At 42.3% G+C, this 12,484-nt stretch carries 13 protein-coding genes, 1 tRNA gene and 1 riboswitch; of the genes, 12 read left to right on the top strand and 2 right to left on the bottom strand.

Annotated features, from left to right (window positions below; translation table 11 throughout):
• Nucleotides 1-78 precede the first annotated feature (78 nt).
• Nucleotides 79-314: riboswitch (cobalamin riboswitch) on the top strand.
• A gap of 111 nt (nucleotides 315-425) precedes the next feature.
• The 8 genes from C900_RS16475 (at nucleotide 426) to C900_RS16445 (ending at nucleotide 6,668) form a co-directional block, all read left to right on the top strand.
• On the top strand, nucleotides 426-2,297 hold the full coding sequence (locus C900_RS16475; protein ID WP_009581212.1) for a TonB-dependent receptor plug domain-containing protein: 1,872 nt from the start codon (nucleotides 426-428) through the stop codon (nucleotides 2,295-2,297).
• A gap of 3 nt (nucleotides 2,298-2,300) precedes the next feature.
• Nucleotides 2,301-2,687, top strand: a complete 387-nt coding sequence (locus C900_RS16470) for an acyl-CoA thioesterase (RefSeq protein WP_009581211.1) — start codon at nucleotides 2,301-2,303, stop codon at nucleotides 2,685-2,687.
• Nucleotides 2,688-2,837, top strand: a complete 150-nt coding sequence (locus C900_RS30260) for a C1orf53 family protein (RefSeq protein ID WP_185113977.1) — start codon at nucleotides 2,688-2,690, stop codon at nucleotides 2,835-2,837.
• Nucleotides 2,834-3,337 carry a bifunctional adenosylcobinamide kinase/adenosylcobinamide-phosphate guanylyltransferase gene (locus C900_RS16465; RefSeq protein ID WP_009581209.1) on the top strand — a complete coding sequence of 168 codons (504 nt, stop codon included), beginning with the start codon at nucleotides 2,834-2,836 and terminating at the stop codon, nucleotides 3,335-3,337. Before C900_RS30260 ends, C900_RS16465 begins: the two co-directional genes overlap by 4 nt.
• 8 nt (nucleotides 3,338-3,345) lie before the next feature.
• The gene (gene cobT, locus C900_RS16460) at nucleotides 3,346-4,392 is read left to right on the top strand and encodes a nicotinate-nucleotide--dimethylbenzimidazole phosphoribosyltransferase (protein WP_009581208.1); all 1,047 of its coding nucleotides are present in this window, start codon (nucleotides 3,346-3,348) and stop codon (nucleotides 4,390-4,392) included.
• Nucleotides 4,393-4,482: 90 nt separating this feature from the next.
• Entirely contained in the window at nucleotides 4,483-5,256 is a 774-nt protein-coding gene (locus C900_RS16455; protein ID WP_009581207.1) for an adenosylcobinamide-GDP ribazoletransferase, read from the top strand.
• A complete protein-coding gene (gene cobC / locus C900_RS16450) occupies nucleotides 5,241-5,786 on the top strand; it encodes an alpha-ribazole phosphatase (protein WP_009581206.1) in 546 nt (181 codons plus the stop codon). Before C900_RS16455 ends, cobC begins: the two co-directional genes overlap by 16 nt.
• 168 nt (nucleotides 5,787-5,954) lie before the next feature.
• Nucleotides 5,955-6,668, top strand: coding sequence for a Dph6-related ATP pyrophosphatase (locus tag C900_RS16445; protein ID WP_009581205.1), 714 nt, complete (start codon nucleotides 5,955-5,957; stop codon nucleotides 6,666-6,668).
• A 68-nt stretch (nucleotides 6,669-6,736) separates the two neighbouring features.
• Here the strand turns inward: C900_RS16445 and meaB are convergent, their stop codons facing one another.
• Complete coding sequence (meaB, locus tag C900_RS16440) at nucleotides 6,737-7,738, bottom strand: methylmalonyl Co-A mutase-associated GTPase MeaB (protein ID WP_009581204.1); 1,002 nt, start codon at nucleotides 7,736-7,738, stop codon at nucleotides 6,737-6,739.
• Nucleotides 7,739-7,853: 115 nt separating this feature from the next.
• Between meaB and C900_RS16435 the strand changes: the two genes are divergently transcribed.
• On the top strand, nucleotides 7,854-9,131 hold the full coding sequence (locus C900_RS16435) for a CHASE2 domain-containing protein (protein ID WP_040496955.1): 1,278 nt from the start codon (nucleotides 7,854-7,856) through the stop codon (nucleotides 9,129-9,131).
• A 62-nt stretch (nucleotides 9,132-9,193) separates the two neighbouring features.
• A complete protein-coding gene (locus tag C900_RS16430) occupies nucleotides 9,194-10,087 on the top strand; it encodes a hypothetical protein (protein ID WP_009581202.1) in 894 nt (297 codons plus the stop codon).
• Between the two features lie 62 nt (nucleotides 10,088-10,149).
• Here the strand turns inward: C900_RS16430 and C900_RS16425 are convergent, their stop codons facing one another.
• Nucleotides 10,150-10,575: an Hsp20/alpha crystallin family protein gene (locus C900_RS16425; protein ID WP_009581201.1), complete on the bottom strand. Its 426-nt coding sequence runs from the start codon at nucleotides 10,573-10,575 to the stop codon at nucleotides 10,150-10,152.
• Between the two features lie 215 nt (nucleotides 10,576-10,790).
• Between C900_RS16425 and C900_RS16420 the strand changes: the two genes are divergently transcribed.
• Nucleotides 10,791-12,035 carry an Nramp family divalent metal transporter gene (locus C900_RS16420; RefSeq protein ID WP_009581200.1) on the top strand — a complete coding sequence of 415 codons (1,245 nt, stop codon included), beginning with the start codon at nucleotides 10,791-10,793 and terminating at the stop codon, nucleotides 12,033-12,035.
• A 101-nt stretch (nucleotides 12,036-12,136) separates the two neighbouring features.
• Nucleotides 12,137-12,210, top strand: a tRNA-Asn gene (locus C900_RS16415).
• Nucleotides 12,211-12,484: the final 274 nt, after the last annotated feature.

Genomic DNA, 12,484 nt, shown 5'->3' with positions numbered 1-12,484 from the left:
GTGTGGTTAGGTACTATTTGTTGGTATATTGAGCAACAATATTAAACAATTTGCATAGAGCTTCTGAAATCTTTTCTAACTTTGACCCTGATTATTGGTTCATGGTGATAGTTCAGATTATCATGATGAAAAGGGAATCCGGTGGTTTCACTATAGATTGGAAGATTCCGGAGCTGTCCCCGCAACTGTAATCCCGGAAGCTGTTTTGGAACAGCTTCAGTATGCTTTGATCATCTTTTACCACTGTCCTGTATGGATGGGAAGGTCCTCAAAGTCGGGAAAGCCAGGAGACCTGCCAATGATAGTTTTAATCTGAGCTTTCGGGTGAAAGGTGATGAGTAATGAATGAACCGTTAGGCTTCACTGAAATTATTCTTTTTTTTCTACCAAAAGCTCATAGTTTTTTACATCAACATTAAATAACTATGAGAAAAAAAATGATGGCAGCCGTACTCACAGTGGCAGCCTCTTCTGTGTATGCACAGGAAATGCAAGACACACTTCAACTTCAGGAAGTGGTGGTAACAGGGACCAAATTTGAAGTTCCCATAGAGAAATCCGGTAAAACGATCTACAAAATTTCGCAGCAGGAAATTGAGCGCAATGCCGGTAAATCGGTGGCTGATCTGCTTAACCAGGTACCTGGAATGGAAATGAATGGTGCTTACGGGCCTGCCGGTTCAAATATTAGCTACTCCATGCGTGGCGGACGTAGTAAACACACATTAATACTGATTGACGGTGTGCCACTTAACGATCCGGCCGCCATTACAGCCTCATACGACCTGCGATTTCTATCTCTGGAGCAGGTGGAATCCATCGAAATATTGAATGGCGGCTTAAGCACCCTGTATGGAACCGGTGCAGCGGCAGGTGTGATCAATATTCGCCTGAAAAGCGCTTCGGAAGACGTACTGGCCGGGTCGGTGGACATCAACGGAGGTTCTTACGGCACCTTGGCGCAAAACCTGAACTTAAATGGCAGCTCGCAGGGATTTTCTTATCTGTTATCAGCCGGTAACACAAAATCCGAGGGCTTTTCGGCTGCACAAGAGGGCACACCGGTGGATGAATTTGATAATGATGGATTTAGCAGGCAGAATATCTTGGCTAAACTGGGGTATGAGTTCAATGATAAGTTTGAAGTAACATTCGGTAGTGCTTTCAACCAATATGCTGCGGAATATGATGATGGAGCTTTCTTCGATGCCGATAACGAGTTGGAGAGTTATGAGTTAAGGTTTACTGTGAAGCCAACATTTAAGTATGGAAAAGGAAGTGTTTCTTTAAACACGGTCTACAACATCAACAATACTAATTATCAGAGCAGCTATCCAACGGAATACGAGGGAAGAAACTGGCAGGTGGACCTAATTAATGAACATCAGTTTACTAGTGGGATAAAGGGATTGTTTGGCATCAACCTGCAACGTCCAAGGTATGCACAAGAAGGAGTTTCGGAGTTTGACGACAATGAATTTACTATCGTAGACCCTTACGCGTCTTTGCTTTATGAATCAAATTTTGGATTGAATGTTCATGTCGGTACGCGGTTAAATCACCATAGTGAGTACGGCAATCACCTGATCTACAATATCAACCCATCCTATTTGATTGACCTCAACGGTAATATGCAGTTGAAGTTCAGAGGGTCGGTTTCTACGGCTTTTATTACTCCTTCGCTATATCAACTATATTCGGTTTATGGAAATACTGACCTTAAGCCCGAGGAAAGCACCAATTATGATGCTGGCCTGTCTTTTTATCTTGGCAAGCAGGTATCCATAAACGCTACCTACTACGTTCGCGATGAGGAGCAACCTATCGGCTTTGTTTCAATATTTGACGAAGACGGAAACTATGTGGGCGGGCAATACCAAAACATTCAAGCTGAAAGGAAAGTGAAAGGGGTTGAATTTCAGGCAGATTGGGCTATTATTAAATCTTTAGGTATGAACGTTTACTATTCAAAAATAGACCAGGAAAATTCTTCTGAATTCTACAGAATACCAGCAAGTAAGTGGGGAGCGGGCATCAACTGGCAGCCACTCAGGAGTGGAAACCTTTCGCTAACCTACAAGCATACCGGTGAGCGTACAGATCTGGATTTCATTACCTATAGTGAAGTGGTGCTCGAAAGTTATGATGTCATGGATGTTTATGCCGATTATACGCTGCTTGATAGACTTAAGGTTTATGGCGCTGTAAATAATATCTTTGATGAGCAATTTGTAAATACTGTTGGGTTTAATACCCGTGGTAGAAATTATAATATAGGTATAAGCTATAAGTTTTAATTCATGGATAATCTTGATCAAAGAATAGCTGATTCGCGTACTTCTATCTTTAAAGCCGTTTTCCCCAATACCACCAACCACTATGATACTTTATTTGGGGGTACAGCTTTGCAATTGATGGATGAAGTGGCATTTATCACGGCTACCCGCTTTTCCAGGAAGCGGGTAGTTACCGTATCCTCGGAGCGGGTGGATTTCAATCACCCTATACCTGCAGGCACTTTCGTGGAGTTGCAGGGTGAGGTGATCAAGGTGGGAAATACCAGTCTGAAAGTACGGGTAGAGATATTCATTGAGCAGATGTACTCCGAAGAACGTCAGAAAGCCATTGAAGGTGAATTTACCTTTGTAGCCATCGACAAAGATAAAAATCCGGTGAGCGTATTGTAAATGAGCAAGCAGAAGGACGATAACGGACCAATGTTTTACATCGAAAACGGCCTGTATGTTTTTACCGAGGCTTATCATTTGAAAAGAGGTTACTGCTGTAAGAGCGGTTGTCGCCATTGTCCGTATGGTTTTAAAAAAGAAAAATCATGATCATCTTTATTACCGGAGGTGAAAGGTCCGGAAAGAGTAGTTATGCACAGTCGCTGGCGCTAAAGTTTTCTCAAAGGCCTGTTTATCTGGCTACTTCAAAGGTCTGGGATGATGATTTTGCGGAACGGGTGAAACGCCATCGGAATGAGCGGGATGAGCGCTGGACGACCATCGAGGAGCAGTTTGCCTTGTCAGAAGTTTTGCCTCCTGTAAATACGGTAGTTATTGATTGTGTAACACTTTGGCTGACTAATTTCTATTCAAAGCTAAAGGGAGACAGGGATATGGTAGTAGATGCTGCCAAAAAGGAGTTTGACAGGATGAGCAGCTATAATGGTAATCTTATTATTATTTCCAACGAACTTGGAATGGGGCTGCATGCCAGTACGAAGACCGGGCGCGATTTTGTTGAAGCACAGGGTTGGGTTAACCAATATATTGCTAACCAGGCCGATGAGGTATATTTTATGATTTCCGGCCTGCCCATGAAAGTAAAATAATATTTCAAATGATTGATATAAACATCCGCCCCTGTGATAATAGTTTACTTGAGGCGCTACAACATAAAATTAATAGCAAAACCAAACCTGCCGGTGCATTGGGTATGTTGGAGAGTATAGCTTTGCAGGTAGGACTCATCCAAAACACACTGACCCCTGCACTTTTAAGTCCGAATATGGTTGTTTTTGCGGCAGATCATGGCATTGCAAATGAGGGAGTGAGTGCGTACCCGCAGGAAGTGACGGGACAGATGGTGCTCAACTTTTTGAGCGGAGGGGCCGCTATAAATGTGTTTTGCCGTCAGCATGGCATCGAATTGGCCGTGGTAGATGCAGGGGTAACAAGTGAACTGCCAGCGCATCCGCTTTTGATCGATAAAAAGATGGGGGCAGGAACAGACAATTTTCTTTTTGGCCCGGCTATGACCCAAAAGCAATGTGAACAAGCCTTGATGGCAGGTATGAAGATTGTGGAAGAGATCGCTGACAAAGGCTGCAACATCATCGGCTTTGGCGAAATGGGTATTGGAAATACTTCCGCAGCCAGTATGTTAACCCACATTTTATGTGATATTCCGCTGCTGCATTGCGTAGGAAAAGGTACCGGACTTGATGATGATCAGAGAAGAAAAAAATTGAGTGTGCTAGAACAGGCATCTCAGTTTCACCGATTGACACCAGACGCAGATCCAATCCAGGTGCTTAGCACCTTTGGAGGCTTTGAAATAGCCATGATGACCGGTGCCATGTTAAAAGCGGCTCAGAAACGAATAATCATCCTGGTGGATGGGTTTATTGCTTCGGCTGCCTTTCTCGCAGCGCATGCTTTGCAGCCTACGATTCTGGCATACAGCTTTTTTACTCATTTATCAGAAGAGCAGGGCCACATCAAGGCAATGGAATTTCTCCGGGTAAGGCCAATTTTACAACTCAACATGAGATTAGGAGAAGGTACCGGAGCCGCCATAGCGTATCCGATCATCCAGTCGGCTGTAAATTTTTTAAACGAAATGGCCTCCTTCGAAGAAGCACGCGTTTCCACAAAATTTAATTGAAAATCTGATGTTTTCAAACTTCCGACTCCCGACTCCCGACTTCAGACTTCAAACTTCTAAAGTATCAAATCTTATATCTCATCTAAATAAATGAAATACGACATCAGGCTATTCTTCACAGCTTTAATGTTCTACACCAGAATACCATGTCCCAAGTGGGTGGATCACTCTGCTGAATACCTGGATCAATGCACGAAATATTTTCCACTGATTGGGTGGTTGATGGGAGCTGCGACCGCAGGAGTATTATGGTTGGGCATGATCATATTTCCGGTGTCGATAAGTGTTGTTTTGTCTATGATCGCAGGCATTCTTTTCACAGGAGCTTTCCATGAAGATGGCTTTGCCGATGTTTGTGATGGTTTTGGAGGCGGCTGGACCAAAGCAAATATCCTGGAGATCATGAAAGACAGCCTGATTGGCGCCTATGGGGTGGTAGGCCTGGTATTGATCTTGTTGCTCAAATATGCTGCCCTTACATTTATTGCTGGCGAGCTATCGGTATGGTTTTTATTCTGGACCATCATTTCTGCTCATACCATGAGCAGGATAGCAGCCGTGACTATGATCTATTATGGAAATTATGCAAGGGAAGACGCCTCAAGTAAAGTAAGGCCCGTAGCAAAGAAGTTGTCACCGGGTAATTTTCTTGTTGCACTCTTTATCGGTTTAGCACCCTTGGCGGCTTTTAATAATTTCTGGTATCTGTTGAGCGTTATTCCGGTAGGTATCACGGTAGTCTGGCTGTGGAGGTATTACAAGAAGTGGATTGGCGGCTATACCGGAGATTGCCTTGGCGCTACGCAACAAGTAGCGGAAGTGGTTGTTTATCTTTCAATAATAGTGTTATGGAAGTTTATCTGATCCGACATACCACGCCCGAGATCGATAAAGGAGTTTGTTACGGGCAAACCGACCTGGAATTAAAGAAAAGCTATACTGAGGAATTTGAGGCTATTGTAAAGCAGATCCCAAAAAAATTTGACGCTTTCTATTCCAGTCCACTGAAACGTTGCGCCTTACTGGCCAGTCATCTGAGCCCCCTTTTTATTATGGACGATCGTCTGAAAGAATATAACTTCGGTAGTTGGGAGATGAAGAGGTGGGATGATATCCCCCGGGCAGATATCGATCCGTGGATGAGTGACTTCGTACATTACCCAGCGCCGGAAGGTGAGAGCATGCTGGACATGAGTAAAAGGGTAAAAAGTTTTTTTTCAGAACTGGCGCAAAAGAACTACAATCGGGTGGCAGTAATCACGCATAGTGTAGTGATGCGGATAACACTCTGCCTTGTTGAAGACAGGCCGTTGAATATGGCTTTTGAGAGGAATCTGAATTATGGTGAAGTAATCAGATTGAAGCTGAACAGGAACACTTTTAGTGGTGAATGACTAGTCATTGGGAAATGAGGGTTAATACAAATGGAGTGGATGAAGTAAATGATAACTGGTGGTCGGTGTGGCGTGCTTTCATCGGATGAGAGTCGCTCGGTCTTCAGGCTTCGGACTTCGAGCTTTTCCATCTCAATACTCAATACTAATATCTCAATACTAATATATATGAACAAAAAGAAGATCAGCATAAGTTGGAGTGGCGGTAAGGACTCTGCTTATGCTTTATATCAGCTACTACAATCAAGGGAATACGAAATTGACAGTTTACACACCGTATTTGATGCTGACTTGAAGCGCGTAGGGCTGCATGGCGTGCCTGAACATTTGATTGAAGCCCAGGCACAGGCAATTGGCTTTCCCTTAAGAAAAATCTACTTGTCAAAGGACAATTCTCATGATACATATGAACGGACGATTAGAGAATTCTGTCTGAAGTTGAAAGCTCAGGGAATTGATCATGTGATGTATGGCGATATTTTTCTTGAAGACCTGAAAGCCTACAGAGACCTGCAACTGGGCACAGTGGATATGGAAGGCGTATACCCGATATGGAAGCTAAATACCCGGGAACTAATGCTAAATTTCATAAATGATGGCTTCAAAACGTGTGTTTGCGCGGCCAATACAACTATGTTTGATAAAAGCCAGGCCGGCAAAACGATAGATGACAACTGGTTAAACCATTTACCTGAAAATGTTGATCCGTGCGGAGAGAATGGCGAATTTCACACCTTTGTATATGACGGGCCTTTATTTAAACAACCTGTCAAGTTTACATTGGGTGATGTGGTGGAGAAGACTTACGAATATAAGAAAACTGAGGATGATGGAACTGAGGTGGAGATGAAGTCTTCTTTTTGGTTTCAGGATATTAGGTGAGGCATCTTGAACTTAAAAAGTGATCAGATGACTCGAAGTCATCTGATCACTTACTAATGTCACAAACCTCAACTATCTCCATTCTTCTGTTTTGCCAGGTCCATCAACTCTCTCGCAGCCGCCTGCGGTGTAATCTGTCCCATGCCTACTTTCCTTTCGAAATCTGCTATCTTCTCTGCTACTTGTGGTGCGTTGTAAAAGTTCTGCTTGAGCAGGTAGCCAATGGTTTCGTGCATCCAATTAATGCTTTGGTGCTTTCGTATGGATTCCAGCTCGTTCCCGATATGTTGATAATAGTCTTCTATCATTTTCCAGATATCCTCGAGTCCTTCATTGGTAATGGCCGAACAGGTCAGCACTTGTGGGGTCCAGCCGGTGTTTGTTGGCGGGAACAAATGAAGTGCATTTTGGTATTCCACTTTAGCTTTTTTTGAAGCTTTGATATTATCCTGATCGGCTTTGGTAATGGCTATGGCATCTGCCATTTCCATAATACCTTTTTTTATCCCCTGAAGTTCATCACCCGCACCGGCCAGCATGAGTAGAAGAAAAAAATCCACCATACCTTTCACGGCTACTTCAGACTGGCCTACTCCAACTGTTTCAATAAATATGATCTCATAGCCGGCTGCTTCACACAAAAGCATGGTTTCTCTTGTTTTATTGGCAACGCCTCCTAATGAGGACCCCGTAGCGGAGGGACGTATATAGGCATTAGGGTGGTGGGAAAGTTGTTCCATACGTGTTTTATCCCCCAAAATACTTCCCCTGCTTCGTTGACTACTCGGATCAACGGCAAGTACTGCCAGTTTGTGCCCATTTTCAACCAGGTACATGCCCATCGCTTCGATAAAGGTACTCTTGCCAACACCGGGCACGCCTGTAATTCCCATACGTTTTGACACTCCGGTATTGGGCAACACTTGCTTAAGAACTTCCTCAGCCAAAAACTGATCTGTGTCAAGGCTGCTTTCAATTATTGTAATGGCCCGGCTTAAGACAACAGTATTCCCCTGCAATATACCTTCTACATACTCATTGATACTCAGTCTTTTCCTTTTTATAGCCATATGTTCTTTTGTTGAGGCATTAAATTTAATTATATTACCTTAAACTGCCCGAATTTTATATTTTTACTAGTGATTCGGTAATCTTTTTCTTTTTACTACACTAATCTTAAAGTCTATGAATAAGAAGTTTTGGCTCGACTGTGTGTTCGGCACCATATTTATCTTTGGTATGATGTGGATGTTCTTTAACGTTAGTCAGTTTGGAATATTTGATGCTTTTGACCCCATTGGGGAGGCTTTGGATGATATGGAAATGACTGATGTAGCTTTTTCTCAACTAAGAAAAGACCCGGTGCCGGATACCAATATTGTGTTGGTTAATTTTGGAGAAATATCCAGAGCCAAAATCGCTGAACAGGTGGCTATCATTAATAAATATGACCCTGCCGTTATTGGATTTGATAGTTTTTTCGATTTTCTAAGTCCCGACACCTTGGGTGATCTGGCGTTAAGTAATGCCTTGGCTGAAGTGAAGAATTTGGTAATGGTAACTAAGCTTCTTCAAACAGATTCCATTATTATGCTTGGCGAGGGATTGGATATATACGATTCACTTGAGATCTCTCATCCCATCTTTGTGAAGAATGCACACCTGGCCTTTGCGAATTTAGATACCGAAGCCGCAAACCAGGAGGATTTCAAAACCTGCCGTGCCTTCCCGACCATGCGTATGGTAAACGAAGAGCAGCATGTAGCTTTTGCTGTTAAAATGGCGGAGCTATATGACTCAGAAAAGGCCCAGAACCTACTGGAGCGGGATAATCCTTTTGAAATTATTAATTATAGAGGCAACCTGGTTGACTTCTTTGGCCGTACCGGATATCCGAATATGTTTTACGCATTGGATGTGGATGATGTATTTAACGAAAACTTTGTACCCGAAATGATCAAGGGGAAAATCGTAATTTTTGGGTTTTTGGGAAAGGATTTCTTTGACACCTCATGGGACGATAAATTTTTCACCCCCTTGAACAAGGATTATGCAGGAAAAGCAAACCCGGATATGTACGGAGCAGTAGTTCATGCTAATATCATCTCTATGATCTTAAAGGAAGATTATGTCAATGAGCTTAATGATAAAGAAGGATTTGGGATATTGTTGGCTATAATTATTTGCTTCTTGAATATAACCCTATTTTCCTACATATATCACGTTCTTCCTCCATGGTATGATGGCATTACCAAGATTATTCAGTTGATAGAGATCATGTTAATTATATTTTTAATGGTAATTGTTTTCAGCGAATACAGTTTTAAACTAAATTTGGTGATTACTTTGGCTGCCATTGCGCTGGCAGGAGACGGTTTGGAAGTATATTATGGGGTGGTCAAAAATCTTTTTAATAAAGAAAGTCGTAAACTGCTGTTTACCATCAGGCATAAAAGAGTATAAAAGAGTATGTTATATAAAAAATCGTATTGAGTATAAGAATTATTAAATAAGATGCGTAAACCATGAAAAGTATTTCAACAATTTTAACTCTTTCGCTTATCTTCCTTACCGGAATAGCCTTTGGACAAGGTTATACTTTCAAAGTACTTGCGAATAAAGGAACCAACAAAATTAAAGCAGGAGCAGATTGGGAGCCCCTTAAAACCGGAGCTTCGCTTCAGGATAATGATGAATTGGTCATTTCTGAAAATGCATACCTCGGCCTTGTTCATGCCAGCGGCAAAACGCTTGAGCTCAAAGCTGCAGGTAATCATAAAGTTTCTGATCTTGCCGCCAAAGTCAATACAGGCGGATCAAGTGTAGCCAGTAAATACGCTGACTTTGTACTGAGCAAAATGTCTGCTGAAGGCAAAAAGAACAGATTAAGCGCCACAGGAGCGGTACATAGAGGCTCAAATGATGCTATACATGTATTCATGCCAAGCTCAGTGGGTGTTTTTAGCGATAAGGCCATCATCAGATGGGATTCCGTTGATGGAGAAAATGTATACGTTGTTACACTGAAAAATATGTTTGATGATGTGTTGGTATCCATTGAAACTAACGAACCCAACATTGAACTTGATTTGACCAACGAGAAATTGTCTAAGGAAAATGTTGTTCTTCTTTCAGTTACTTCTAAAGGAGATGAAGAGGTAAAGTCGGGCACTTACGCAATCAAAAGATTGCCAGAAGCAGATGCTACTAAGGTAAAAGAAACCTTAAATGCACTGATGTCAGACGTTGACCAAGCTACAGCACTCAATAAGTACATACTGGCTGGCTTCTATGAAGAAAATAATCTTTTGATAGATGCCCTCACCAGCTACGAAGAGGCAATTAAACTGGCCCCGGAAGTAGATAGCTACAGAGAAGCTTATGTAGAATTCCTCTTAAGAAATAGACTGGGAGAGTAAAACAAAAATATGAATAGAAAAAAAGCTGCCCTCGAGCAGCTTTTTTTTTTAAACCAACTAACCTATTTTACCTCAATAATGCTTTTTGTTTCTTTCTTCTCGATCAGTGGAAGTTTTACCTTCAGTATGCCTTCTACATAAGTGGCTGTGATCTTTTCCTGGTTGATATCATCGGTCAGCTTAAAGGCCCGGCTAAATTTGCCATAATTAGATTCACGCTTTTGAAGTTTGGTCTTTGCCTCATCTGAGAGCACCCTTTCCCCCCTGATAGTGAGAGAGTTTTGGTCCACGTCAATTTTAAAATCTTCCTTGCTCATGCCCGGCGCCACCAATTGTAGCTCAACATGATCTTTTTCCTTTAAAATGTCTACAGCAGGGGTAAAGTCGATGTCCTTTCTTGCAGGAGCATCTCGTAACACGCTTTCAATAAAATCTCCGAAAGTTCCGGGTACGAAATTGTTTAATGGATTGTATCTTACTAGTGTCATGGCTATATATTTTTACTTTTAATAATCTACTCGAAAAGAATTTCTTCAAAATTGTACCAAGGCGAAAAAGCGAAGTTTTTAATGACGTTTTGTCATTAAAGTCATAGATTATTGAATAATTACTGACAATAAGTCAGTATTAGATATAAAATTTTATGACAATAGAGCCTTCTTTTTTATATATTGGTGGCCATTAAAATTGTGTCCACTGATATATGAATACGCAGCTTCGAAATTTTCTTAAAACCCTGGGTCCGGGAATCGTGTTTGCCGGTATGTGCATCGGGGTATCACACCTGGTGCAATCTACCCGTGCTGGTGCCGATTATGGATTTACCCTTTTAATTGCTGTAATAGCAGCCAATCTCTTCAAATATCCCTTTTTTGAATTTTCGTCCCGGTATACAGGCGCTACAGGGCGCAGCATCATCGATGGTTATGCCAAGGTAGGCAAATGGATACTCTGGATATACGGCATCATTACCATAATAACAATGTTTATTGTAACAGCCGCTGTTTCCTTTGTAGCAGCCGGACTCCTTAGCAATTTGATGGGACTGGATCTTACTACTAACTGGTGGGCGGCTATGATTTTGGGTGTATGTGTGATCATTCTCGCGAGTGGTAAGTACGGGGCGCTGGATGGATTACTGAAAGCAGTTAGTGTAGTGTTGTTACTATCTACCATTACAGCAGTGGTAGCGGCTTTCATCAAGGGACGACCAGCTCCGGTCGATCAATTTATACCTAAGGAGCTAATGAATGCCGAAGGCCTTATATTTCTGATAGCTCTGATGGGCTGGATGCCCACTGCTGTTGATATGTCGACCTGGACGGGTCTTTGGGCAGAGGCCAGAATTAAACAGACCGGATACAAGCCTACACTAAAGGAAACTTTGCTGGACTTCAATATCGGATATGTGATCACGGCTATCCTGGCAGTAGTTTTCTTGTCGCTGGGAGCATTAGTCATGTACGGGAGCGGCATAGAGTTGTCGAATAGCGCCTCTGCCTTTGCAGGTCAATTGATAGGTATGTATACAGGCGCAATCGGTCCATGGAGCTATTTTGTAATAGCAATAGCCGCTTTCAGCACCATGTTCAGCACAACTATTACGGTGCTGGACGGATACGGCAGATCTATGGAAAGAATTGTTCAGGTTCTTTTTGAAGGGAAGAAAAAGGCTTTATATTTCTTTTGGGTAATAATCATTGCGGTAGGTGCATTTCTTGTTATCTCTCAATTCCTGAATAACCTGAAGAGCCTTGTAGATTTAGCAACTGTTGTCTCTTTCATTATTGCACCTTTGGCAGCATTTTTGAATTATAAAGTTATATTCTCTAAGGATATAACGGGAGAGTTCGTGCCTCCAAAATGGCTGAAATGGCTGGCTGTTGCAGGGTTGATATTCCTGATCGGCTTTACACTCATATATTTTTACATACTTGCGGGCAAGTGATCTAAGGAGAGTAAAAAACTTAAAAATTTTAGAAATTATTTTTTGCAAAATAGAAATCGAAGTTCTAATATTGCACACCCAAATGAGGGAAACAAAAATATTCCCCCTTAGCTCAGCTGGTTAGAGCGGCTGACTGTTAATCAGTAGGTCCTTGGTTCGAGCCCAAGAGGGGGAGCAAAAAAGCTCAGCGTTTAGCTGGGCTTTTTTCGTTTATGGCTTGAGCGAGAAGTTTATCCCGATGCAGCGGTAGCGGATATCGGGAAGCCCAAGAGGGGGAGCAAAAAGCTCAGCGTTTAGCTGGGCTTTTTTTCGTTTATGGCTTGGGCGAGAAGTTTATCCCGATGCAGCGGTAGCGGATATCGGGAAGCCCAAGAGGGGGAGCAAAAAAGCTCAGCGTTTAGCTGGGCTTTTTTCGTTTATGGCTTGGGCGAGAAGTTTATCCCGATGCA

The organism is Fulvivirga imtechensis AK7 (genome assembly GCF_000331535.1).
Lineage (GTDB): Bacteria > Bacteroidota > Bacteroidia > Cytophagales > Cyclobacteriaceae > Fulvivirga > Fulvivirga imtechensis.
The sequence above is the reverse complement of the archived record's forward strand: the minus strand, read 5'-3'. Positions and strand labels throughout refer to the sequence as shown.